Consider the following 23,427-nt stretch of genomic DNA (forward strand, 5'->3'; position numbering starts at 1 on the left):
CCCTCTGATTAAATTTTATGGTTCGGAAGCTCAGTGCGACGAATAAGGCGGCTCCGAAGCGCGCAAAGCCGCGAATGGCTGATCGCCCGGCGGATGAGGAAGGCGGCCGGTTCTACTACAAGGGGAATCGGCTGAAGCAGCTGCGGGCCTTCGTCTATACGACTCGTCTGGGTACGCTCAGCCGCGCCGCCGAAGCGCTGTTCCTGTCTCAGCCCTCGGTGAGTCTGCAGCTGAAGGCCCTCGAGCGGGAACTCGGTGCGCCGCTCCTCGAGCGGACGCGTCGCCGCGTCACCCTGACCGACGCAGGCGAAGCGCTCTATGAGCTCGCCCGTCCGCTGGTCGAAGGCTTCGAGAATCTTGATCGCGAGTTTCAGACCAAGACCAAGGGTGCCCATCAGGCGGGCAGGCTCACCGTCGCCGCTGGCTCGTCAACCATCCAGTACCTGCTCCCCGAACTCGTCAAAACCTACCGCGAGCGATTCCCCCACGTGCACCTTGCCCTGTCCAACGTCACCAATCGCGACGGCCTGGCGCTGCTGCGAAGCGACGAGGTCGACATCGCCGTGGGTTCGATGATCGACGTGCCACATGACATCGCCTGGGCACCGGTCTATCACTACGACCCGATGCTGATCATGCCGCCCGATCACCCGCTGGCATCGAAGACCGATATACGTCTGGAAGATCTCTCACCCTACGGGCTGATTCTTCCGCCCAAGCGACTCACCACCTACCGGCTGGTCGATATGGTGTTCCAGCAACGGCACGTGCCTTATACGGTGGCGATCGAAGTGGGTGGCTGGGATGTGATCAAGCAGTACGTCGCCATGGGGCTCGGGATCTCGATCGTCACTGGTATCTGCATCACCGAAGCCGACCGCGAGCGACTGGTCGTACGCAACCTGCGGCAATACTTCCCGCAGCGAAGCTACGGTGTCGTCATGCGCAAGGGAAAGTTCCTGAGCCCGGAGGCCCGGGCATTTATCGATCTCATCAGGCCCGGATTACTGACGCACCGCGACTACGACGAGTCGGGGCACTCCGAGCGGTGATCACGCGTAGACGTCGACGATTCGGCCATTCAGATAGTCGACTAATTCTTCGATGCCTCTGACAGCATCGATGGCTGCCTCATAGAGGCTTATGCATAGCGCGTACATGCGATCGTCGACGCCGCGTATGGATCTGAGCGCATCCTGGGTTTCTACGAGAGGATCAACAGGCCCCTTGTAGTCGATTTGAAATTCGCCAAGCTGCTCCCAGGCATCGTGCGAAAGGTAGCCACTGCGGTGCAGGTCGCCAGCGAGCTCGCTTAGTTCGACAGGATCGATACAGCGAATGTTGACCGTGCGCAGGCGATCCTTCAATTCGTCCGGAAGCGTCATGGATGTCTCGACAGCATCGCCGCGTTCGATGGGCGTATTTCTATAGCCGAACTCGTTGTCGCGCTGGCGCTGGAGTCGCCATCCGGCGCTGAACTGCGCAGGTGCTCGGTAGGCTGTAGTCATCTCCATGCTGTACCTCACTCGATTGACGAGTCAGGTTGGCGATATTTGAACGAAAACGAAGTCAGCCGATGGTGCTGTTGGTGCGCGGGTGCGAATGATTCTATGTCGGAATTGAATGACCGCACGGCTGCACTGATTTCCTCCTACGAGCACACTCGCCTATGCCCGACAGGCATGACGTTCCGTCTTCGAATAGGTCCAAAATTTGGCCATTCAGCTGACTGATCAGTTTCTCGATGCCCACGACAGCATCGATGGTTGCTTCGTGCATCTCGATAGTCAGTGCGTAAGTGATGTCATCGAGGTTCACTATCGACCTGAGTGAATCCCGCGCTTCCGCGAGCGGATCAATAAGCTCCGTGTGGTCAAGCCGGAACTCGCCGAGCCCTTCCCATGCTTCGTGCGACAGGTATCCCTCGTGATGGAGGGTGAACGCGAGGCGGCTGAGCTCTGAAGGATCGATAGATCGTATGTTCACGCTGCGCAATTTCTCCTTCGTGCTGTCGCTCAAAGTTCCCGATATTTCTACAGCCGTGCCGTTCTTTATCGGCTTATCGCGCAATGCACAGTAACTGGTGCGGCGGTGTTGCAGCTGCCAAATATTTCTGGGTTGCGCCGGAGATCCAAGGCTTCTCGTCAGTTCCACAAGTCGACCTCATTTGCGTATCTGTAAGACGAGGTTCGCAGAATGCCTTCAATAAAGAAGTCGGAGATGGTGTCGCGATCAACCGGAAGGCGCCCACCCTGTGTAGGCACTCGGCGCAGGCCACATGAGTCCTAGACTAGCCCTACGCGATGTGTCGAACCCCGCTGGCTGGTTGGCGTCGCGGTCGTAGGTAACTTGAGCTTGCGTAATGTTGCGCCGTCGCCGCAACCACCATGAAGAGTCTGTCTAAAACAGCTGCACTTGGCGCGCTTGTCGCGCTTGCGCTGTGTTCCGCCCTCTATGCACCCAGCTCCGATGCGAAGCCAACTGCCACGAGAGATCGTTGCTTTGCCTATCCGAAGGACCAGACGCTACGAGGTTATTTCCTCCCTGGAATCGAGCATGAAATGTTTCGGTGGACGACGGGCTGCACCAGTCCAACTTCCACGTCGATAACGGGAGACGGATGGCTTACAGGCTCGCTAGAACGGCTCGAAAACGGCCATTGGAAAGTCCTGGCAAAAGGCTTGTACCTCTACGCCATCGCAACCCCCGGCACGTACCGTGTGGTCGTGAGGAACGAATCTCAGACTCGCGCCTACTACACAATACGTCACGGACACGGCATCGGTTGACTCGCCGTAACGGTCAAGCCCCCCGGTGCTTGCCTTGATATCCAGCGAACATGGCGCGAATGCGCGTCATGTCCGCTTCCGCATCGTCTGTCGTTTCGATCAAGGCGCCCAAGGTGAAAGTCTTCGTCGGATAGTCGATGAAGATGGGCAAGATCGGGACGTTTGCGGTGCGTGCGATACGCAGAAAGCCTGACTTCCACTGCTTTACTGCCTTGCGCGTGCCCTCGGGCGCGATACCGAGCCACATCTTCTCGCGCGTGGCGAATCGCTCGACCATCTGCCCGACGACATCGGTCGCTGCCTTGCGATCGATAGGCACCATGCCGAGGCGACGCACGATCGGGCCGAACGGGCCGTTGAGCACTTCGCGCTTGATCATCACGCCAAGGTCGAGGCCCATCGCCGACTTCATCAGTAGTCCCCAGACGCCATCCCAATACGACGAGTGCGGCGCACCGATGACCACGACCTTCCGAAGATTCGGAAGCTCGCCAACGAATCGCCATCCGCTACGGCGAATGGCCCAACGGCTCAGCCTCATCCACCAGGAATCGGGTAGCGAAGGAACGTTCGGCGGGAGATGTTCGGGATAGGGACTCAATCGTTGCTCCAGTCACGGGAGCGGCCGCGCTTGGTCTGGCCACGCTGCGTCTTACCAACAAGTCGGCGCTCCTTGGAAGCCCGCGTGGGCTTCGTCGCGACGCGCTTTTTCGCGACCACGGTGGCCTCGCGGATCACATCGGCGAGGCGGTCGCGCGCGTCATCGCGATTGCGCGCCTGGTCACGAAAGCGGCGTGCCTGGATCACCATGATGCCGGCGTCCGTCATGCGGCGGTCGCGTCGTGCCAGAAGGCGCTCGCGAACTTCGTCCGGCAGTGATGGCGACGAAGCCACGTCGAAACGAAGCTCGACGGCACTCTCCGTCCGGTTGACGTGCTGGCCGCCGGGGCCGTCGGCGCGCATGAAGCGCTCGATCAGCTCGGCATCCGGGATGGAGATATGGGCGGTGACTGTAAGCATGGCGAGGGGATTCTAGCAGTGCGGTTCGGCGTTACATGGTGCGCCGCGGTACAGAGGAGCGCGGCGCCAACGTCTCCCCGGCGCCAAGGTTGTATTGGATATGCGAGTGCCCTTCGGTAGTGTGCATTCGAGACCGCTTCCTCCAGCGGCGAAAGGACTCTGCATGAATGACGTAATCAAGGCGAGACTGAACGACGGCCCGGCCGCGAGCAAGGAGACAAATGGCTACGCCGCATGGCTCAAGGCGAAGGTGCAGAGGTCAATTGCCAGTGTCGAAGCAGGCGAGTCGCGCCTGTATTCACTGGACGAGGCGAGCGCGCGTTGAAGATATTCTCAGTCGCGTGAAGCGTGGAAGTTGATTTTCGCGTCGCTGGCCCCGCGGTCGCCATGGACCGAGGCTCGCTAGGTGGCGGTCTTCCAAGCCTCAACCTGCGCAGCATAAGCATCCGCCCAGGCAAACCGCTCGAGCAGTTTGAGCCACGTCTCATCCAGTCCTGCCTCGATCGCCATCGGGCGTCCGTCCGCGGGATGCTCGAACTCCAGTCGCGCCGCGTGCAGCAGCAAGCGATGTGATGAGAAGTACTGCTTGAACAGGCGATTGTGATCGCCTCGCCCATGCTGGCTGTCGCCGACAATGGGGTGATGGATGTGCGCGAAGTGCTTACGGATCTGACGGAAGCGACCGGTGCGCGGCTCGGCCACCGCGAAGGCGTAGCGTTGCTTCTCGTAACGGCCCAGGGCGATATCGACTTCGGTCGTGCCGAGCTGCTTGTAGTCCGTCGTCGCGTCGCGACGCGGTCCGGTGTCCTTTGAACCCGGCAAGGGATAGTCGATCATGCCTGCCTCGGGATCGGGCCAGCCGCGAACCACGGCGAGGTATCGCTTGCGCACGCTCCGCCCCATGAACTGCTCGCCCAACTGGCTCGCAGCCTCGGGCGAACGTGCAACGAGCAGAACGCCGGACGTAGCGCGGTCCAGTCGATGCGCGAGATGCAACTTCCCCTCGACCTGCTCGCGGAGCAGGTCGATCAGGAAGGCGTCGTCGGGGCCGACGAACTTCGACCGGTGAACGGCGAGGTTGGCCGGCTTGTTGACGGCGACGATGTCGTCGTCCTGGTAGAGGATCTCGAGCATGGAGTCAGGCGACGCGACGGGGCCAGCCGGCGACGAAGGCGATCACGCCTGCCACGGCTGCAACGATGGCTGGCCACATGCCGCGGGCTGCCAGCGTGCCGACCAGGGCAGCGCAGACGAGTAGCGACGAACCCAGCAGGCTGCACGCTACAAGCCGACGCATGCGCCGCGCATCGTCGCGTGCCACGGCAAGCGCCAGCGGGTCGGCCACCGGATGCTGCCGGCCACTGGCGACCTGGCGCAGCGCGTCGCGTACGAGTTCGGGCACGCGTGGTGCCGTGTGGATCCATTCCGGCAGGCGTCGACGAACATCGCGCAGCGTGGCGCGCAGGCTGTAACGCTCACGCAGGATGCGACGAAGCACCGGATGGGCAACGGCCCAGATGTCGATTTCAGGATCGAGCATGCGCCCGACGCCTTCGATATTGAGAAGGGTCTTCTGCAGGAGGATCAGCTGCGGCTGCAGAGTGAGCTCGAACTTCCGGGCCGTCTGGAACAACTTCACCACCAGCTCGGCAATCGATATCTTTGCGAGGGGCTGCGTGAAATAAGGTTCGCACACGGTGCGTATGGCCGCTTCCAGTTCGTCGAGCCTGAGCGTGGCAGGCATCCAGCCCGCAGCGACATGCAGCTGCGCGATACGCGCGTAGTCGCGCTCGAACAGGGCGATGAAATTCTCGGCAAGCCAGAACTGATCGGCTTCGGGTAGCGAGCCCATGATGCCGAAGTCGAGCGCGATGAAGCGTGGCTCGTCGACGCGCGTGAGATCGACCCAGATGTTTCCGGGATGCGCATCGGCGTGGAAGAAGTTATCGCGGAACACCTGCTCGTAGAACAACCGCACGCCTTTCTCGGCGAGGTGCTTGCGATCGAGGCCAGCAGCATCGATCGCGGCGATGTCGTCACAGCTGACGCCGTAGACGCGCTCGAGCGTGAGCACGCCCTCCGTGCTCAGGTCCCAGTGCACTTCCGGCACGTAGAGATCCACACCGCTGGCGAAGTTGCGGCGGAGCAGGCTGGCGCTGGCGCCCTCCCGCCGCAGGTCAAGCTCGTTCGAGAGCATCTTCTCGACTTCGGCGACCACCTCGAGCGGACGGATCTTGTCGGCATTCGGATGCCAGCGCTGGGCTAGCTCGCCGAGCGCGTGGAGAAGATCGACGTCGCGTGCGATCCGTTTATCGATGCCGGGACGCAGTACCTTGACCACGACGGCGCGGCCGTCGTGGAGGGAAGCAGCGTGCACCTGGGCGATCGACGCGGAGGCGAGGGCGGTTTCGTCGAAGCTGGCGTACAGCGTCGTCACGGGTGCCTTCAGCTCACGTTCGACGATGGCGCGCGCTTCGGCGCCCGGAAAAGGAGGGACCTGGTCCTGCAGAAGGGCCAGCTCGTCTGCAATGTCGGCGGGGACGAGATCGCGACGCGTCGAAAGCACCTGGCCGGCCTTGACGAAGATCGGGCCGAGCTCGGTCAGGGCGAGTCGAAGGCGTGCTCCCCGCGGCAGCGCGCGAACGTCGGCGGGGGCGCCGGGAAAGAGCGGTCGCGCCAGCGCCAGTGAACGGAAAACCGGCGTGCCATTCGCGAGGTCGTCGAGCTGATACTTCAGAAGGATGGCGGCAACGCGCAACAGGCGCGGAATCAGGCGCAGCGGCGTCATGCGTGACGCCCCTTCAGCGCGCGCTCGAGTCGTGCGAGCCGGGCCTCGGCACGTTCAGTGCGCTCGCGCACGTCGTCCACGCCGTCGAGGAAGGCATCCGCTTCGCCGGGGGCCACGGCAACACGGGCCTCATCACGGAGCCAGTCGGCACCATCCTCGGTGAGGTGGGACACGCTTTCGCGCGCATGCGCCAGGCCATCCCGCAGCGCCTTCGCGAGCGGTACGCCGATGGTGTCGCCGAAAGTCCTGGCGAAGGCCTCTTCGACATCGGGTGCGTACTGGCGGGTGAGCTTTTCGAGCCGGCGGGCCAGCTCTGCGTCACCGGCAATATCCACCTTGCCCGGCGCGACGCCATCGTCATCCCGGCGCATGGCCATGGCCAGCAAGCTGCCGGGCGAGGCCGTGACACGAAGGCTTCCGCCTTCTTCAGGTGGCCCGACGCGAAGCCGTCCCTTCTCGACCGAGATACGCAATGCGAGATCGGGGCCACTGAGGTGCACCTGCACGCTGCGGCCGTCGAGCACATCCAGGCGCGTCCGGGTATCCGGGTCCAGGTCGACGGCACGGTTGAGCGCGGCCTCCATCGCACGTCCGGCAAGGACGCGAAGCGGGCGGGGCAGGAATCGGTTGGGGCCGGCGTCAGCCGAGGGACGATCGGAAGTCATGTCGCGATTGTAGCCCGGCACGTGAGGGCGGGGCGGAACTCGCGGCGTTCAGGCCGCGCCATCGAAACCCGATTGCCGCCACGCCTCGAACACGGCGACGGCCACGGCGTTGGACAGGTTGAGGCTGCGGTTGCCCGGTCGCATGGGCAGGCGCACTCGTTGTTCTTCGGGGATGGCGTCGAGGACGTCGTCGGGCAGGCCCGCGGTTTCGCATCCGAAGAGCAGCGCGTCGCCTTCAGCGAACGAGACGTCGGTATGCAGGCGCTGGCCCCGGGTCGAGAAGGCAAAGACGCGTGGGTGGCCGAGGGCGGCGAGGCAGGCGCCCAGGTCGTCGTGAACAGCGACGCTGGCGAACTCGTGGTAGTCCAGGCCGGCGCGGCGGAGACGGGTATCGTCCAGCTCGAATCCGAGCGGTCGTATCAGGTGCAGGGCCGCGCCTGTATTGGCACAGAGGCGAATGACATTGCCCGTGTTGGGCGGTATTTCGGGTCGGAAGAGGATGACGTGGGGCATGCCCCCATTATGAAGCGATCAGCGGGCAGACGATGCCATCCGGCGGCACACCGCAGCCATGCGTGTTGGCGCTGGCTTGCGTGCCGACCGTGGCTAGCTGAACAGGGTTGCCGGTGTAGGCCAGCATGTTGCCCAGGATCAGACCGCACACGACCAGCGAGGCGACGAGGAGGCTGCGGAGCATAAGGAGTTCGTGGTTCATGGTGTGGGTTCCGTAATTTCTTAGGTGACGGGTGGTCAGAACATCTGGCCGAGGGTCAGGCTGCAGATCAGCATCGAGGTCACGAGCAGGCCGCGCATCATCATCATTTCGTACTTCATGGCGTTCTCCGGATCGGTGCCGGGGGAGGAAGTGCCACCCGGCTTGGCATGACTAGTAACGCAAACGCCGTGCCAGCTTTTAAGGGCGTCCAATCAGCTGATTCGTATGAGGTTTGTCAGGTGGCGACGCGGTACATCGCTGTCCGCGGACACTGACCACGCATAAGCGGACACCGTCCGGACCATGTACGACGGCCGATTGCGTCCGACGGACCACGCGGGCTAGCCTCAGTGGGATCGGGCCATCGAGGCCCAAAAGGAGAGAGCCGCCATGAAGCTTCGATTCGCCCTGCTCGCTGCGGGGCTGATGTCCCTGGTCGGAGTCGCTGGAGCGGCCACCCCGTCTCCGGATGCCATCCCGGATATCCCCTTCACGCGTTTCCAGCTGCCCAACGGCCTGACTGTTGTGGTCCATGAGGACCACAAGGCGCCCGTCGTCGCTGTCAGCATCTGGTACCACGTGGGTTCGGCCGACGAGCCAGCGGGCAAGACCGGCTTCGCGCATCTCTTCGAACACCTCATGTTCTCCGGCTCGGAGAATCGCAAGGGCACTTACTTCCAGCCGTTTGAGCTGGCCGGTGCCACCGACATGAACGGCACGACGTGGTTCGACCGCACAAACTATTTCGAGACGGTGCCGACCACGGCGCTGGACATGGCCCTGTGGATGGAATCCGACCGTATGGGCCACCTTCTCGGCGCCATCGGGCAGAAGGAGCTCGATACCCAGCGCGGGGTCGTGCAGAACGAGAAGCGCCAGGACGAAAACCGTCCCTACGGCCGCGTCGATGAAAACATCCTGGTCAACACCTATCCGGCGAATCATCCCTATCACCACGACACCATCGGCTCGATGGAGGATCTGGACAAGGCCTCGCTCGCCGACGTGAAGCACTGGTTCAATAGCTACTACGGCGCGGCCAACACCACGCTTGTACTCGCCGGCGACATCACCGTCGCCCAGGCGAAAGCCAAGGCAGAGAAGTTCTTTGGCGACATTCCCGCTGGCCCGCCGGTGCCGCGCCAGCAGCCGTGGATCACGCCTGTGGCGACGTCCACTCGTGGCACGCAGCACGACCAGGTCGCGCAGACGCGTATCGTGCGCACGTGGGTCGTGCCGCAGCTCGGCAGCGATGACTCCGTGCAGCTCGACCTTGCCACCACGGTACTTGGCGGCGGCAAGACCTCTCGCCTTTACCAGCGCCTCGTCTACCAGGACAAGCTCGCGGACGACGTGAGCCTGGGCATCGCGCCGTTCGCGCTCGCCAGCCAGGTGCAGCTCACCGTCGACGTCAAGAACGGCGTCGACCCGGCGAAGGTCGAGGCCGCTGTGGCCGATGTGTGGAAGGACTACATGGCGACGGGCCCGACGGAAGACGAGTTGGCTCGTGCGAAGGTCAGCAATCGCGCTGGCTTCGTCCGCGGCCTGGAAAAGGTGGGCGGTTCCGGCGGCAAGGCGGTCATCCTCGCCGAAGGTCAGGTCTACCGTAACGATCCCGAGGCCTATAAAAAGGATCTCGAACGCGCGCAGAACGCCACCATCGCCTCCGTGCTTGCGTCGTCGAAGACCTGGCTCGCCAAGGGCGACTACACGCTCACGGTATTGCCCGCGGCGCCGGGTTTCGATCCCGCCGCCGAGGACAAGGCCGTCGCCGGCCTGAAGGACGCGGCTGGTCGCCCGACTGCCGTGCTGCCTGGCGCGAAGACCTACAGCGTCGGTAAGTCCGACGTGGATCGCAGCAAGGGTGTGCCGTCGGTCGATAGCTTCCCGGACCTTTCCTTCCCGAAACTGCAGCGCGGCAAGCTGAAGAACGGCATCGAAGTGGTTCTGGCCGAACGTCACACCGTGCCGATCACGCAGATCAGCCTGCTGTTCAATGCAGGCTACGCCGCTGACCAGGGCCGCAAGCTTGGCACCGCGAGCTTCACTTCGGCGTTGCTCGATGAAAGCACCAAGACCCTCGACTCGGTCGAGGTGGCGCGTCGCAAGGAGCGTCTCGGTGCGATCATCGGTTCGGGCTGCTCGCTCGACAACTGCTCCGTTGGCCTCAACGCCCTGAACACCGAGCTCACGCCGTCGCTGGCGTTGTTCGCCGACATCGTTCGCAATCCGGCGTTCAAGCCGGACGACATTGAGCGTGTGCGTGGCCAGTGGATGGCGGGTATCGCCCAGGAGAAGACCGAGCCTACCGGTCTCGCGCTGCGCACGCTGCCGCCGCTGCTCTACGGGAAGGACCACGCCTATGGCATTCCGTTCACCGGCAGCGGCACCGAGAAGGCGATCGCGTCGCTCACCGCCGAGGATCTCGCCAACTTCCAGCGCGACTTCCTTCGCCCGGACAACGTGCGCATCCTCGTCGCCGGCGACACCACGCTGGCGCAGATCCTGCCGCAGCTGGACGCCGCGTTCGGTGACTGGGCCGCGCCCGCCTCCGCGTTGCCGACGAAGAACATCGGCCAGGTGGCCGAACAACCCAAGCCGCGCGTCTTCCTGATCAATCGGACGGATGCGTCGCAGTCGCTCATTCTTGCCGGGCTGCTCGCACCGTCGACCAAGTCGAAGAACGCACTGGACCTCGGCATCGCCAACGGCGCCTTCGGCGGTACCTTCACCTCGCGTCTCAACATGAACCTGCGCGAAGAAAAGCGTTGGGCCTACGGTGCCGGAAGCATGCTGTCCGATGCCCAGGGTCAGCGTCCGATGCTGTTCTACGCACCGGTGCAGACCGACAAGACCGCCGACTCTGCTGCGGAGATCCTCAAGGAGGCCCGTGCCGTGATCGGTTCGAAGCCGTTGACCGACGACGAGATCGCGAAGATTCGTTCGCAGAAGGTCCGCGCGTTGCCGGGCAGTTTCGAGACGACGTCGGCCGTGCTCGGTGCCATGACCGGTATCGTCATCTACGACCGCCCCGACGACTACGTGCAGACCCTGAAGGGTCGCATCGAAGGCGTGGACCGCAAGGCTGCGGAAGATGCCCTGACCGCCGTGATCCGTCCGGACGCGATGACCTGGGTCATCGTGGGCGACCTCAGCAAGATCGAGGCACCCGTGCGCGCCCTTAACCTTGGCGAGGTGCACGTCGTCGACGCCGACGGCAATCCGGCAAAGGACGTCTCGCACGCCAAGGCCACGAAAGCGACCAAGGCAAGCAAGCCCGGCAAGCCGACGAAGCCAGAAAGTGCCCCGGCGGAAAAGCAGTAGTCCTCCCGTGAGGGCGTGATCGAAGAAGATCGCGCCCTCACGGCAGTCCGGCTAGCATAGGCATCGATCGAATCCACGGAGTTCCACATGCGCAAGGCTCTCGTCCTCCTCGTTCCTCTCGCCCTGTCCGCTTGCACGTGGGGCATCAAGCTCGACGACGGCGCACGAAACGTCCGCACGGCCTGGAACGGCGACGTCTCCAGCTGCAAGGAGCAGGGCAAGGTCACGGTGTCCGTCATGAACCGCGTCGGGCCCGTCGATCGCAACGACCTGAAGGTTCGCGACGAACTGGAAGTACTCGCCCGCAACGAGGCCGCCAAGATGGGTGCCGACACGGTGAAGCCTCTGGCCGATCCGAGCGAGGGCTCGCAGCCCTGGGGTGCCTATACCTGTGGAAGCCGCAACGTCGGTCCGGCGCGCAGCGATACGCCGCCGCCCCCGCCGGGTGACACCACGCCCAAGGCAGGTTTCGAAACCGTTCCGCTCAAGAACAACTGATCCGGCTTAGTCGTCACTTCGCTCAGAGCGAAGTGACGCCGTCGCGCGCTCGCGCGGCGAAGGTCGCAGAGACCCAGTCGATGAACACGCGGACGCGTGGCGACAACTGTCGATTGTGTGGATACAGCAGCGACACCGGTGACGGTGTGGGCGGGTAGTCCGGTAGCACTGACACCAGGCGACCCGTCGCCAGGTCGTCCGCCAGGTGATAGCGCGGCACCTGGATCAATCCCAGGCCCATGCGGGCAAGGTCGAGATTCGTATCGGAGCCGGTCACCGTCACGACGGACGGCAGGCTCACCAGGCGCGTCTCGCCGTCGTGGACGAACTCCAGCGGAAGCGTGCTTCCCGTGGCCGTCGAGAGAAAACCAATGGCGAGATGACCTTCGAGATCGTCCGGTGTCGTCGGCACGCCGTGGCGTTCGAGATACGCCGGGCTGGCGCAGGTCACCTCTTCGAGCATCGCGATCCGTCGGCCCACCATGCTGCTGTCCGCCAGGTCACCGACACGCAACACGCAGTCGACACCCTCGCGCACGAGGTCCACCCAGCGGTCGCCTTCCCCCAGATGGATGCGCAGGCCGGGATAGCGGGCGAGAAAATTCGGCAGGTCCGGTAGCACGAAGGTGCGGGCAAGGGTGCCGTGCATGTCCACGCGCAGTAACCCGGTCGGTCGCGCATCGAGAAAGGCCCCCTCGGCATCCTCGACCTCGGAAAGGATTGCCACGCAGCGGCGGTGGTAGGCCTCGCCATCCAGTGTCGGGCTGACCTGACGCGTCGTTCGCTGCAGCAGCCGGACGCCGAGCCGTGTTTCCAGACGCTTGATGGCCTGGGTCACGGTCGATCGGGGCAGGTCCAGGTCCGAAGCGGCCAGGGTGAAACTCCAGCGCTCCACGATGCGGACGAAGAGGCGCATGGTGTCGAAACGGTCCATGAGATTGTTCCACTAGATGGAATAGTGAAGTCATATCCTGCTGGATTATCCGAAGGCCGACAACGTCCATCCTGTTCTCGCCCGGCAATGTTGCCGATACCGGAGAGCCTCGATGAACAAGAACAGCCAGAAAGTCGCCATCGTGACCGGCGCCTCGCGTGGAATCGGTGCCGCCGTGGCCAAGCGACTCGCCCGCGACGGATTCACGGTTGTCGTCAACTATGCCGGTAGCGCCAGGGCGGCCGAGGCGGTCGTTCACGAGATCGAAGCGGCCGGCGGCACCGCCATCAGTGCGCAGGCAGATGTTTCGACGTCGGCCGATGTGCGTCGCCTGTTCGATACGGTGCACGAGGTCTATGGCGGCGTCGACGTGTTGGTGAACAACGCCGGTGTCATGGCCCTCGCCAACGTAGCGGACCTGAAGGACGAGGACTTCGACCGCCTTTTCGCGATCAACGTGAAGGGCAGTTACAACACCATGCGCGAAGCGGCGACCCGTATCCGCGAGGGCGGCCGCATCGTCAACTTCTCTTCCAGCGTCGTCGGCCTGCTGCAGCCGGGTTATGCGGCTTACGCCGCCACGAAGGCAGCCATCGAAGCCACCACCATGGTGCTAGCCCGCGAACTGCGCGGTCGCCAGGTCACCGTCAATGCGATCGCACCGGGTCCCACCGCGACGGATCTCTTCCTCGATGGGAAGTCGCCGGAACTCGTCGACCGGCTGGCGAAGCTGGCGCCGCTCGAGCGCCTTGGCACGCCCGACGACATTGCCGCCGCCGTAGCCTTTCTTGTCGGTGCCGATGGCGGCTGGATCAATGGCCAGGTGCTGCGCGCCAACGGAGGTATCGTCTGATGCGGTGGAGAAAGATCAACTATTGATTATTCACAAATGAACTATATACTTATGAGGTAATCCACCCACCGGATCTCCCCATGAGTGATTTCGCCCCCACCGAAGCACGGCTCCAGGTCACGCGGTCGAAGTATCCCGGCTTCCCGCGTGACCCCGCCGCGCTCGTGCGACTGATCAAGCATCTCTACAAGGAGATCCACGACGAGGCCAACGCGGTAATGAAGCCCTACGGGCTCAACCACCCCGAATACAACATCCTGATGATGATGTATGGCTCGCCGGACAACACCCTCAATCCCTCGCAGCTGGCCGACGCCGCGGGTGAGAAGTCGGCCAACGTGACCCGCCTGACCACGCAACTCTGTGAGAAGGGTTATATCGCGCGCGCCTCCAGCGAAGACGATCGCCGCAAGGTCACCCTGACCCTTACGGCTGAGGGCATCGCGCTGATCGAGAGCTTCCTGCCGGACATCGTTTCGCTGCTTTTCCGGCAGACGCGCAAGCTGGATGCGACCGAGCAAGCCCAGCTCGAAGTGCTGCTGAAGAAGATGCTCGCCGGGTACGGGGAATAAGCCGCTCTCGCCATGTCCGCCCCCGACCTCTCCATGCCCACACCGTTCTCCCGCCAGGCTGTCGTCGAGACCCTGCGCGAGGAGGCGTCCGTGTGGCTGTTCGTGGTGAAGACGCTGATCGCGTTCTTCCTTACGGGCTGGCTTGCGATGCGCTTCGCCTTGCCGGCGCCGTCGACGGCGATGCTGACCACAGTCATCGTGGCCAACCGCCAGTCGGGTATGGTGCTGGCGAAGAGCTTCTATCGCGCCATCGGTACGCTCGCCGGTGCGGCCGCGGCCATCACCATCGTGGCTTCCTTTCCGCAGCAGCGCGACCTCTTCTTGCTCGCCCTCTCGCTGTGGATCGGCATCTGTGCCGGCGGCGCGACGCTGTATCGCAACTTTAAATCGTATGCCTTCGTGCTCGGTGGCTACACCGCGGCGATCGTTGCCATTCCCGTGATCGATAACCCGCCAGGTGTGTTCGATTCCTCCTGGGCGCGCATCAGCGAAGTGTTGCTTGGCCTGGCCGTGAGTGGTCTCGTCAACGACGTGGTTTTCCCCAGCCGCATGCGCGACGTATTGCGGCGCGCCGCCCGCGAACAGTTCTCCCACTTCGTCGCCTTCGTGCGCGACAGCACACGGGGCACCGTGGGACGCGAGACGATGGAGAATGCGCACCTGCGCTTCGTTCGTGACGCGGTGTCCTTCGAGGACCTGCGCAGCTCGGTCATCTTCGAAGACGCCGAGGCACGCGCGCGCAGTGGCCACCTTCGTCTGTTCAACCAGCGCTTCATGGCGGCCTCGACCAGCTTCCAGTCGCTGCACCACCTCATCAACCGCCTCAAGCGTGCCCACCGCGACCTCGCTGCAGACACGCTGATTCGCCTCTATGCACCCATCGGCACCGCGCTCGATGCACCGATCGAGGCTGGTGTCGTCGCCCGCGACTTGCTGCCGCGGCTCGCCGTCGCCCGCGAGACCATGCGCGCGCAGACGAGGTCGTTGCGCGATTCGCTGAGCGATGTACAGGACGTTCGCGATTTCGATACCGGCGCTTCTTTGCTGGCGCGATTTGCCGACGAGCTCCAGGCCTATGTCGATGCCGCTGCATCGTTGCAGACGCCGCGTGTCATCGCTGCATCGGGTGAGAGGGTCCGTTTCGATCGCGGCAACGATTTCCTCGGGGCGGGCCTCGCTACCGTGCGTGCCACGCTGACGATGCTTGTCCTGGGCGCGTTCTGGATCGGTAGTGCGTGGCCGCTCGGTTCGAGCGCGATGCTGCTCGCTACGGTCTTCGCCGGACTGTTCGCGACCATTCCCAACCCGACACGGGTCACCTGGATGGTCATGCTCGGCTACCTGTCGGGCATGGCTGCGGGCTTCGTCTGCGAGTTTTTCCTGCTCACGCAGGTGGACGGCTATCCCCTGCTGGTGATCTGCATCGCACCCTTCCTCGCCGTGGGGCTGGTCATGATGATGAGTCCGCGCCTCGCGTCGTACGGGCTCGGCTGGGCCATGGGCCTGGCTTACATCCTCGCGCTGAAGAACGTGCAGGTGTACGACCCCGCGCACTTCATCAACGATGCGATCGCGCAGGTCGTCGGTCTTGGTGCCGCGGCAGTGTCCTTCGTTGTCATCCCGCCGGCCATCGGCAGTGCGTGGCTGCGCCGGCGCCAGCTCGCGCGTCTGCGCGGCCAGGTGGCGCTGGCGGCCGAAGCACCGCTGCCGGGCCTGCGTCATCGCTTCGAGAGCGTCAACCACGACCTCGTCAGCCAGGTCGTCGCCCAGACCGAGCCCGGTGGCGCCGATTCGCGGGCGCTCATCGCGTGGGCACTGGCGGTGCATGAAACCGGTCGTGCCCTCATTGAACTGCGACATGACATGGCTCGCGCCGACCTGCCATCGACCCTGCGGCCGTATCTGACGGAAGCCTTGCGCACGCTGGCCCGCTTCTACGAGAAGCCGGACGCAGCGGGTTACCTGCTGGCGCGCGATGCCGTCGCTACCGCGATCGCCAGCGTCGGCGAACACGACGACGTCCGCCACCTCCTCGAACATCTTCATCTGGTTCGCATGGCGCTGCTCGACGGTGAATCCGTTCTCGCTGCGTACATGCCGAACGCCCCGCTTGCCAAGGAGATCGTCCATGCCTCGTGAGATCGCCCTCGGCGACGCCCTCGTACCGGGGCTGCTCGTCCTCTTCGTCCTGGCCCTGGTACTGCTTTGGGCACTCGACTGGGTGGCAGGTCGGTTCGGCCTCTACCGGCTGGTCTGGCACCCGCCGCTGTTCCGCCTTGCCGTGTTCGTCTGTGTCTTCGGCGCTTGCGCGCTCTTCCTGCTTTGAGTGATCCCGTCATGAAACTGTCGACCCTCATTCGTTTCGCCGTCACCGCGCTCGTTGTCCTCGTCGCGGCCTTCGTCGGTCACGCCATGTGGAAGCACTACATGTATTCACCATGGACACGCGACGGACGTGTTCGCGCGGAGATCGTGCGCATCGCGCCAGACGTGGCCGGACTGGTGACCGACGTGCGCGTGATCGACAACCAGACCGTGAAGAAGGGCGACCTTCTCTTCGTGGTCGACCGTGCGCGCTACGAGAACGCCGTCGCCCAGGCCAAGGCGAACCTCAACGCCGCCGAGGCTGCCGCACGCGCTGCGGGCGCCAGCATCAACGCTGCCTCCGCAGGCGCTGAACAGAGTCACGCGAACTACGAGATGTACCAGGCGCAGTCCGAGCGTCGTCAGAAGCTGATCAACAACGTGATTTCGGCCGAGGACAAGGCCAACGCCGCTGCCGCCGCAAATGCAGCGAGGGCCGGCTGGCAGCAGACGCTGGCGAGCACGAAGCAGGCCAGTGCCGCCCAGCAGCAGTCGCTCGCCGCAGTGGCGCAGGCGGAAGTCGAACTCGCGTCCGCACAGCTCAATCTGGACCGTACTCAGGTGCTCGCCCCCGTCGATGGTTTCGTCACCAACCTAGACGTACGTGTCGGCGATTACGCGAATGCGGGCACGCCACGCCTCGCGCTGATCGACAGTCACTCCTACTGGATCTATGGCTACTTCGAGGAAACCAAGCTTCCGGGACTCCGCATCGGTGATCCCGTGGACATCCGCCTGATGAGCGGCGGCGTCCAGCTGAAGGGCTCGGTGGAAAGCATCGCGCGTGGCATCACCGATGCGGATAATCCCACGGGTAGCGACCTGCTCGCCGATGTGAATCCGACTTTCAACTGGGTACGGCTTGCGCAGCGTGTGCCGGTGCGCGTCCGGATCGATGGGGACCACCTGCCCGAAGGCACGGTGCTCGCGGCCGGCATGACAGCGACGTTAATCGTTCGTCCGTCACATCCGGAGGCCGTCGCAGCCCGGTAAGGCCGCGAAGACTTCCAGACCGCACTTCAAGGCGCGCAGTTCACGCGTGCGGAGGAGCCAGCCGCCGGAGCCGAAGCTGCAGCCACTTGTCCACATCGGGCCATTCGGTGGCGAGGATGCTGTAGCAGACGGTGTCGCGGAGCGAGCCGTCGGGGCGACGCTTATTGGCGCGGAGAACGCCCTCGCGCTTGGCGCCGAGTTTCTCGATAGCGCGCTGGGAATCCTGGTTGTAAGCGTCGGTATGGAACGTGACCGCGACTACGCCGACGTTCTGGAAGGCGTTATCCAATAGCAGGTGCTTGCAGGCCGTATTGACGTGGCTGCGCTGCCAGCGGCGCGCATACCAGGTGTAGCCGATAGCCACCCGGGAGGGATCGTCTTCGATCTCGTAATAGCGTGTAGAACCCACGATCTCACCGGTCCCGATCTCACGCACGACCCACGGCAACATGCGGCCTTCTTCCTGGCCACGCAGGGCGGATTCGACGTATTCCGTCATCCTGCCGGGGCCGGGAACCGAGGTGAACCAGAGGTCCCACAGGTTGCCGTCGGCGGCAGCCTGTTCCAGCGCCGGGATATGCGCCAGCGTCATCGGTTCGAGGGTGACGTAGGCGTTTTCGAGGCGAACGGGCGTCATGGCGCGGGTCTCAGGCGTCGAGGTCGGGGATCAGGCGGCTTTCGATCCGGGAAATGGCGTCTTTAAGCAGCAACTTACGCTTCTTCAAGCGGGTGAGCTGGAGCTCGTCCCGGCTGATGGAGGCGGCCAGATGGTCGATGGCGGCGTCGAGGTCGCGGTGCTCGACCTTGAGCTCGGATAGCCGTTTGTTCAGTTCAGCGGGATCCTGGACCTGCATGGCATTGGCCGGGCGGGAGGAGAAGTACGCAGTGTAACTCCCCGGCGGTGTCCCCCGCAGCGGCTACAATAGGGGGCCGTCCCTCCCGAACACCGCCAAAGCATGTCCTCCATCCCTGACGACACCCGCAAGCAGACCTACGAAGCCGGCAAGCTGGCCAAGCGCCTGCGCCGCCAGGTCGGCCAGGCGATCGCCGATTACGCCATGATCGAGGACGGCGACCGGATCATGGTCTGCCTCTCCGGCGGCAAGGATTCCTACACGATGCTGGACATGCTGCTCTCGCTGCAGGCGAAGGCACCGGTCCGGTTCGAGTTGATCGCGGTAAACCTCGACCAGAAGCAGCCGGACTACCCCGAGCACGTCTTGCCGGAATATCTGGCCGAGCGGAACATCCCGTTCCACATCATCGAGCAGGATACCTACAGCGTCGTCACGCGCGTGATCCCGCAGGGTAAGACCATGTGCAGCCTCTGCTCGCGCATGCGACGCGGCGCGTTGTACCAGTGGGCATCGAACAACGGCATCACCAAGATCGCGCTTGGCCACCATCGCGACGACATCCTCGGTACGTTCTTCCTGAACATGTTCTACCAGGGCAGCCTGAAGGCGATGCCGCCTAAGCTGCTCTCGGACGATGGCAGCCATGTTGTCATCCGCCCGCTCGCGTACTGCCGTGAGGAAGACATCGCCGCCTACGCGGAAGCGCGCGCGTTCCCGATCATCCCCTGCAATCTCTGCGGATCGCAGGAAAACATGCAGCGCAAGGTAGTCAAGCGGATGCTCGAGGAGTGGGAGAAATCCAATCCGGGGCGCAGCGAAACCATCTTCCGCGCGATGGGTAACATCGCACCCTCCCAGCTGACCGACCGCAAGCTGTTCGACTTCGCCGCGCTTGGCGCACGCGAAGGCGCGGCACGCGCCGACACACATGCCTGGCTCGCCGGTGGCGACGCTGGCGACGATAACGACTGATCATCCAGAACCCGCTTCAAGGCCTGCCGACCATGACTCTCTTCTCCGCTGTCGAACTCGCTCCGCGCGATCCGATCCTTGGCCTCAACGAAGCCTTCGGCGCTGATACGCGTCCGGACAAGGTCAATCTCGGCGTAGGCGTTTACTACGATGCCAACGGCCACGTGCCGCTGCTGCGCGCCGTGCGTGAAGCCGAGAAAGCGCGCCTCGAAGCGCAGCTGCCGCGTGGCTACCTGCCCATCGATGGCATCGCACTTTACGACGCCGCCGTGCAGAAACTGCTCTTTGGCGCAGGCTCGCCCTTGCTGGCCGAGCGCCGCGTGGTTACCGCCCAGGCGCTGGGTGGCACCGGTGCGCTGAAAATCGGTGCGGATTTTCTGCATCGCCTGAACCCCTCGGTGCCGGTCGCCATCAGCAACCCGAGCTGGGAGAACCATCGCGCGTTGTTCGAGGGCGCCGGATTCCAGGTCGTCGAATACCCGTACTACGACGCGGCAACGCACGGTGTGGATGTCGAAGGCATGCTCGGCGGCCTGGCAAAGCTGCCCCAGGGGGCTGTCGTCGTCCTGCACGCCTGCTGCCACAACCCGACGGGTGTCGACCTCGGCACCGACGACTGGAAGCGTGTCATCGAAAGCGTGCGCGAGCATGGCCTCGTGCCCTTCCTCGATATCGCGTACCAGGGCTTTGGCGACGGCATCGAAGCCGATGCGATCGCCGTGCGCCTGTTTGCCGAAGCACGCGTGCCGTTCTTCGTTGCCAGTTCGTTCTCGAAGTCGTTCTCGCTTTACGGCGAGCGCGTAGGCGCGCTGTCGATCGTTACGGATTCGCACGACGAAGCGCAGCGCGTCCAGTCGCAACTGAAGCGCGTGATCCGTACCAACTACTCTAACCCGCCGACTCACGGCGCGGCCGTGGTCGCCGCGGTACTCAACCATGAGGACCTCCGCGCGACCTGGGAAACCGAACTCGGCGAAATGCGCGAGCGCATCCGCACGATGCGCCGCGGGCTGACGCAGCGACTTTCCGCACACGGTGATTTTGGTTTCATCGAGGCGCAGCGCGGCATGTTCTCCTACTCCGGCCTTTCGTCCGCACAGGTGGATCGCCTGCGCACGGAGTTCGGCATCTACGCCGTGGGCACCGGCCGCATCTGCGTGGCCGCGCTCAACGACGGCAATCTCGACCGCGTCGCCGAGGCGATCGCCCGGGTCATCTAGCCGTCCATCGCCACCTTCGCCGGCGAACGCATCGCGTTCGCCACGGCCCTCCATTCGCAAGAGAATGACCGATACATGTTTTTCAGAAACCTGACGCTGTTCCGCTTCTCCGCCACCGTAGCCACCGATCTGGATCGCCTCGAAGAGGTGCTTCCCGAGCATCGCCTGCGCCCGGTCGGGCCGATGGAAATGTCGACCCGCGGCTTCATCTCGCCGCTGGGCCGTAAAGAGGAAGCGCTGGTCCATATGGTGGGCCGCAACACCATGGTCACCGTGGGCAGCGAGGATAAGCTCCTGCCATCGGCCGTGGTGAATGATGAGATCGCCAACCGTGTGCAGAAAATCGTCGACGAAGAGGGCCGCAAGGTCAGCGGTCGCGAGCGCAAGCGCATGAAAGACGATGTCATGAACGAGCTGCTGCCGCGTGCCTTCGTGCGCACCTCTCGCATGTCCGGTTACGTCGACAAGAAGAACGGCTGGCTGGTGCTGGACACCTCCAGTCGCAAATCGGCTGAGAACACGCTGAGCCAGGTGCGTGAAGCACTGGGCAGCTTCCCGGCCGTGCCGCTGGCGCCGGAAGAGTCGCCGCGGATTCTCATGACGCACTGGGTCGCCACGGGCGAACTGCCGGGCGGCCTGGTACTGGGTGACGAGTGCGAGCTGCGCGACCCGGCAACGGCCTCGGGCGCCATCGCCCGTTGCCGTCGCCAGGATCTCGATACGGATGAGATTCGCGAGCACCTGCGCACCGGAAAACAGGTCTTCCAGTTGGGTTTGGTCTTCGACGACCGCATCTCTTTTGTACTCGGGGAAGACCTGATCCTGCGTAAGATCAAGTTCACGGACGTGGTCCTCGACGGTCAGGCGGATAGCCCGGAATCGGCCGCTGCGGAAATGGATGCGAACTTCGCCCTGATGGCTCTCGAGTACGAGCGCCTGCTGGGCAAGCTGGAAGAGTGGTTCAAGCTGCCGCGTCCGGAGTAAGCCGGAGGCGGTCGCGTCGCAGGATTCGATATGGCTTGGTGGCAAGTTCGTCGGGATCGACCAGAGACTCGCGACATGGCATCTGAAGAAGGCGACTGGCTGGAATTGTCCACCCCGACGGGTGGAACTATTCGTGTGCTCAAATCGGCGCACCCGCGCGCGCGCCGATTGCGCCTCACGGTCACGCCAAAGGGTGCCCGTCTTACCTATCCGAACGGTACGCACACGGCCCAGATGGCCGCGTTCCTTCGTCACCACGCGGACTGGCTCGAGCAGAAGCTCGGCGAGTTCCACATGGATGCGGCGCCGCTACCCGCCCTGAAGGTCGGTGTGCCGACGTCGTTCCCGTTTCGTGGCGAAGACGTCGCGCTGGACTGGGCTGAAGGCGCGTATCCGCGCGTCGACCAGCACGCCGGGGGGCTGACGCTGGTGATTCCGAAGCCGCATACGCGTGCGCTGCTCGTGGCGCGTGGCCTGCTCGCGACGTACTTCGAGGCCCAGATTCGCCGCGATGTGTCGCGTTGGTTGCCTGCTTATATCCCGCTGATCAACGCCGCACCGACCGCACTGAAAGTGCGCCCGTTGAAGAGTCTGTGGGGAAGCCTGGATACGCGCGACAGGATCAACCTCGATCTCGCGCTGGCGCTCGCTCCGCCGGCCGCGTTGCGATACGTGCTCGTTCACGAGCTGTGTCACCTGAAGGTGCGCAACCACTCGCCACGCTTTTGGCACTGGGTCGAGACCGTGTTCCCTGACTACAAGGAGCAGCGTGCGTGGTTACGCACGCACGGCAGCGGACTGAAGATGCAACTGGACAGGCTGGTCGCCGACGTCGCCGACTGAAGGCACCCGACCGGGTCACCTCAGCCGGAACACCATGTCAGTGCGCCAGCGCGAAGCCCGTGATGATCTTCGCCGTTTCTTCTGGCTTCTCGAGCATCGGCATGTGGTTGCAGCCATTCATGATGGTTGCGCCGATCGAGGGCGAGCTTTTCAGCCCGTTGCGCAGCGTATCCAGCGCGGAGACATCGATGATCTTGTCTTCGCGACACCAGATACCGAGTACCGGCATCGGCAGCTTGCCTATCACCGGGTCCAGCGCATATGCCTGAGCGGGCTCCTTCAACTGTTCGAAGGTGTGGGCAATGAAGTCGTGGTCCTGCTGGTTACGCGCGAGCAATGCGTCCTCCAGCCGGCCCGGAATGTTCGGCTTCACCAGGAAAATGCGGGCAAGCAGGGCCTCGAGATCAGCGCGGTCCTTGAACAGGAACGGATCCTTGCCGGCCTTCACGTCACGAACGAAGTCGTTTTCCTTGAAGGTCAGGCCGAGCGAGCTCGACAGCACCAGGCTGGCAACACGCTCCGGATGCTGGTCGGCGTAGACGCCGGCGATAGCGCCTCCCATCGAGTGACCGACCAGCAGGAAGTGCTGTGCCCCCACGGCCGTGGCAAAGGCTTCGAGGCGCGCTGCCTGGGCCGGGATGCCGTAGTCGCCGCCTTCGTTGCGCGACGATTCACCCCAGCCCGGCAGGTCGGGGGCGATCACGTGGAAGTGATCAGTGAGCCCCTTGGACATCTGCAGCCAGGTTTCCTTGTTGGCGGCAAAACCGTGCAGCAGCACGATCGTCGGGCCTGCGCCACCCTCGTAGTAGGACCAGGTCGTGTCGCCAGCGACCACGGTCTTCTTCTCCATATGCGCGGACATCGCCAGGCGCGCCGCATCCGCCTTGAGCAGTAGCGACGGCGCGATCAGGTAGACGCCGCCGGCACCGATGCCAAGTACGAGGGCAACCACCACGAGAAACTTGAGGCGGCGAAGCAACAACCGCTGCCAGAGCGGGCGGCTGTTGGCGGAAGCGAGCGTGGGAATCTTGGCCAT

27 protein-coding genes are annotated in these 23,427 nt (G+C 63.8%); 13 read left to right on the forward strand and 14 right to left on the reverse strand.

Annotated features, from left to right (window positions below):
* Positions 1 to 74: 74 nt before the first annotated feature.
* The gene (locus ACVWWJ_RS02155; protein ID WP_200851919.1) at positions 75 to 1,052 is read left to right on the forward strand and encodes a LysR family transcriptional regulator; all 978 of its coding nucleotides are present in this window, start codon (positions 75 to 77) and stop codon (positions 1,050 to 1,052) included.
* Here the strand turns inward: ACVWWJ_RS02155 and ACVWWJ_RS02160 are convergent, their stop codons facing one another.
* The 4 genes from ACVWWJ_RS02160 to arfB all read right to left on the reverse strand — a co-directional run bounded on the left by ACVWWJ_RS02160 (position 1,053) and on the right by arfB (position 3,809).
* Positions 1,053 to 1,508: a hypothetical protein gene (locus ACVWWJ_RS02160; protein ID WP_456966609.1), complete on the reverse strand. Its 456-nt coding sequence runs from the start codon at positions 1,506 to 1,508 to the stop codon at positions 1,053 to 1,055.
* 100 nt (positions 1,509 to 1,608) lie between these two features.
* Positions 1,609 to 2,154 (reverse strand): hypothetical protein, encoded by a 546-nt coding sequence (locus ACVWWJ_RS02165; RefSeq protein ID WP_456966610.1) that lies wholly within the window; start codon positions 2,152 to 2,154, stop codon positions 1,609 to 1,611.
* A 648-nt stretch (positions 2,155 to 2,802) separates the two neighbouring features.
* Complete coding sequence (locus ACVWWJ_RS02170; RefSeq protein WP_200851920.1) at positions 2,803 to 3,390, reverse strand: 1-acyl-sn-glycerol-3-phosphate acyltransferase; 588 nt, start codon at positions 3,388 to 3,390, stop codon at positions 2,803 to 2,805.
* Positions 3,387 to 3,809 (reverse strand): alternative ribosome rescue aminoacyl-tRNA hydrolase ArfB, encoded by a 423-nt coding sequence (arfB, locus tag ACVWWJ_RS02175; protein WP_159895700.1) that lies wholly within the window; start codon positions 3,807 to 3,809, stop codon positions 3,387 to 3,389. The genes ACVWWJ_RS02170 and arfB overlap by 4 nt, the downstream gene beginning before the upstream one ends.
* Positions 3,810 to 3,972: 163 nt before the next feature.
* Here arfB and ACVWWJ_RS02180 point away from each other — a divergent pair, with 163 nt between their 5' ends.
* The gene (locus ACVWWJ_RS02180) at positions 3,973 to 4,134 is read left to right on the forward strand and encodes a hypothetical protein (RefSeq protein WP_456966611.1); all 162 of its coding nucleotides are present in this window, start codon (positions 3,973 to 3,975) and stop codon (positions 4,132 to 4,134) included.
* Between the two features lie 77 nt (positions 4,135 to 4,211).
* Here ACVWWJ_RS02180 and ACVWWJ_RS02185 read toward each other — a convergent pair whose 3' ends face one another.
* Genes ACVWWJ_RS02185 through ACVWWJ_RS02210 form a run of 6 tightly spaced genes read right to left on the reverse strand, consistent with a single transcriptional unit; the run spans position 4,212 to position 8,189 of the window.
* The gene (locus ACVWWJ_RS02185; protein ID WP_456966612.1) at positions 4,212 to 4,943 is read right to left on the reverse strand and encodes a pseudouridine synthase; all 732 of its coding nucleotides are present in this window, start codon (positions 4,941 to 4,943) and stop codon (positions 4,212 to 4,214) included.
* A 4-nt stretch (positions 4,944 to 4,947) separates the two neighbouring features.
* The gene (ubiB, locus tag ACVWWJ_RS02190; RefSeq protein ID WP_456966613.1) at positions 4,948 to 6,597 is read right to left on the reverse strand and encodes a ubiquinone biosynthesis regulatory protein kinase UbiB; all 1,650 of its coding nucleotides are present in this window, start codon (positions 6,595 to 6,597) and stop codon (positions 4,948 to 4,950) included.
* Complete coding sequence (locus ACVWWJ_RS02195) at positions 6,594 to 7,262, reverse strand: ubiquinone biosynthesis accessory factor UbiJ (protein ID WP_456966614.1); 669 nt, start codon at positions 7,260 to 7,262, stop codon at positions 6,594 to 6,596. Before ACVWWJ_RS02195 ends, ubiB begins: the two co-directional genes overlap by 4 nt.
* A gap of 48 nt (positions 7,263 to 7,310) precedes the next feature.
* Positions 7,311 to 7,775 (reverse strand): tRNA (cytidine(34)-2'-O)-methyltransferase, encoded by a 465-nt coding sequence (locus ACVWWJ_RS02200; RefSeq protein WP_159895709.1) that lies wholly within the window; start codon positions 7,773 to 7,775, stop codon positions 7,311 to 7,313.
* Between the two features lie 7 nt (positions 7,776 to 7,782).
* A complete protein-coding gene (locus ACVWWJ_RS02205) occupies positions 7,783 to 7,977 on the reverse strand; it encodes a hypothetical protein (protein WP_159895711.1) in 195 nt (64 codons plus the stop codon).
* Positions 7,978 to 8,012: 35 nt separating this feature from the next.
* The gene (locus ACVWWJ_RS02210) at positions 8,013 to 8,189 is read right to left on the reverse strand and encodes a hypothetical protein (protein ID WP_159895713.1); all 177 of its coding nucleotides are present in this window, start codon (positions 8,187 to 8,189) and stop codon (positions 8,013 to 8,015) included.
* Between the two features lie 178 nt (positions 8,190 to 8,367).
* Here ACVWWJ_RS02210 and ACVWWJ_RS02215 point away from each other — a divergent pair, with 178 nt between their 5' ends.
* Both ACVWWJ_RS02215 and ACVWWJ_RS02220 read left to right on the forward strand, forming a co-directional pair.
* A complete protein-coding gene (locus tag ACVWWJ_RS02215; protein ID WP_456966615.1) occupies positions 8,368 to 11,301 on the forward strand; it encodes a M16 family metallopeptidase in 2,934 nt (977 codons plus the stop codon).
* A gap of 87 nt (positions 11,302 to 11,388) precedes the next feature.
* Positions 11,389 to 11,799, forward strand: a complete 411-nt coding sequence (locus ACVWWJ_RS02220) for a DUF4156 domain-containing protein (protein ID WP_456966616.1) — start codon at positions 11,389 to 11,391, stop codon at positions 11,797 to 11,799.
* Positions 11,800 to 11,821: 22 nt separating this feature from the next.
* Here the strand turns inward: ACVWWJ_RS02220 and ACVWWJ_RS02225 are convergent, their stop codons facing one another.
* On the reverse strand, positions 11,822 to 12,733 hold the full coding sequence (locus ACVWWJ_RS02225) for a LysR family transcriptional regulator (protein ID WP_456966617.1): 912 nt from the start codon (positions 12,731 to 12,733) through the stop codon (positions 11,822 to 11,824).
* A 112-nt stretch (positions 12,734 to 12,845) separates the two neighbouring features.
* On the opposite strand from ACVWWJ_RS02225, the gene ACVWWJ_RS02230 reads away from it, so the two are divergent.
* The 5 genes from ACVWWJ_RS02230 to ACVWWJ_RS02250 all read left to right on the forward strand — a co-directional run bounded on the left by ACVWWJ_RS02230 (position 12,846) and on the right by ACVWWJ_RS02250 (position 17,515).
* Positions 12,846 to 13,586, forward strand: a complete 741-nt coding sequence (locus ACVWWJ_RS02230; RefSeq protein ID WP_456966618.1) for an SDR family oxidoreductase — start codon at positions 12,846 to 12,848, stop codon at positions 13,584 to 13,586.
* Positions 13,587 to 13,666: 80 nt separating this feature from the next.
* Complete coding sequence (locus ACVWWJ_RS02235) at positions 13,667 to 14,158, forward strand: MarR family winged helix-turn-helix transcriptional regulator (protein ID WP_456966619.1); 492 nt, start codon at positions 13,667 to 13,669, stop codon at positions 14,156 to 14,158.
* Between the two features lie 12 nt (positions 14,159 to 14,170).
* Positions 14,171 to 16,297, forward strand: coding sequence for an FUSC family protein (locus ACVWWJ_RS02240; protein ID WP_456966620.1), 2,127 nt, complete (start codon positions 14,171 to 14,173; stop codon positions 16,295 to 16,297).
* Complete coding sequence (locus ACVWWJ_RS02245) at positions 16,287 to 16,484, forward strand: DUF1656 domain-containing protein (RefSeq protein WP_159894793.1); 198 nt, start codon at positions 16,287 to 16,289, stop codon at positions 16,482 to 16,484. Before ACVWWJ_RS02240 ends, ACVWWJ_RS02245 begins: the two co-directional genes overlap by 11 nt.
* 11 nt (positions 16,485 to 16,495) lie before the next feature.
* A complete protein-coding gene (locus ACVWWJ_RS02250; RefSeq protein ID WP_456966621.1) occupies positions 16,496 to 17,515 on the forward strand; it encodes an HlyD family efflux transporter periplasmic adaptor subunit in 1,020 nt (339 codons plus the stop codon).
* 40 nt (positions 17,516 to 17,555) lie between these two features.
* Here ACVWWJ_RS02250 and ACVWWJ_RS02255 read toward each other — a convergent pair whose 3' ends face one another.
* Together ACVWWJ_RS02255 and ACVWWJ_RS02260 are read right to left on the reverse strand one after the other, a co-directional pair.
* Positions 17,556 to 18,152 (reverse strand): GNAT family N-acetyltransferase, encoded by a 597-nt coding sequence (locus ACVWWJ_RS02255; protein WP_456966622.1) that lies wholly within the window; start codon positions 18,150 to 18,152, stop codon positions 17,556 to 17,558.
* 10 nt (positions 18,153 to 18,162) lie between these two features.
* On the reverse strand, positions 18,163 to 18,369 hold the full coding sequence (locus tag ACVWWJ_RS02260) for a DUF465 domain-containing protein (RefSeq protein ID WP_159894799.1): 207 nt from the start codon (positions 18,367 to 18,369) through the stop codon (positions 18,163 to 18,165).
* 102 nt (positions 18,370 to 18,471) lie between these two features.
* Between ACVWWJ_RS02260 and ttcA the strand changes: the two genes are divergently transcribed.
* The 4 genes from ttcA (at position 18,472) to ACVWWJ_RS02280 (ending at position 22,391) form a co-directional block, all read left to right on the forward strand.
* On the forward strand, positions 18,472 to 19,344 hold the full coding sequence (ttcA, locus tag ACVWWJ_RS02265; RefSeq protein ID WP_456966623.1) for a tRNA 2-thiocytidine(32) synthetase TtcA: 873 nt from the start codon (positions 18,472 to 18,474) through the stop codon (positions 19,342 to 19,344).
* A gap of 32 nt (positions 19,345 to 19,376) precedes the next feature.
* Positions 19,377 to 20,564 (forward strand): amino acid aminotransferase, encoded by a 1,188-nt coding sequence (locus ACVWWJ_RS02270; RefSeq protein ID WP_456966624.1) that lies wholly within the window; start codon positions 19,377 to 19,379, stop codon positions 20,562 to 20,564.
* Positions 20,565 to 20,639: 75 nt separating this feature from the next.
* Positions 20,640 to 21,548: a recombination-associated protein RdgC gene (locus ACVWWJ_RS02275; RefSeq protein WP_159894805.1), complete on the forward strand. Its 909-nt coding sequence runs from the start codon at positions 20,640 to 20,642 to the stop codon at positions 21,546 to 21,548.
* 75 nt (positions 21,549 to 21,623) lie between these two features.
* The gene (locus tag ACVWWJ_RS02280; protein WP_159894807.1) at positions 21,624 to 22,391 is read left to right on the forward strand and encodes a YgjP family zinc-dependent metalloprotease; all 768 of its coding nucleotides are present in this window, start codon (positions 21,624 to 21,626) and stop codon (positions 22,389 to 22,391) included.
* Between the two features lie 37 nt (positions 22,392 to 22,428).
* On the opposite strand, the gene ACVWWJ_RS02285 is transcribed toward ACVWWJ_RS02280, so the two are convergent.
* Entirely contained in the window at positions 22,429 to 23,427 is a 999-nt protein-coding gene (locus ACVWWJ_RS02285; protein ID WP_200851853.1) for an alpha/beta fold hydrolase, read from the reverse strand.

The sequence above is a fragment of the Luteibacter sp. HA06 genome (genome assembly GCF_054061215.1).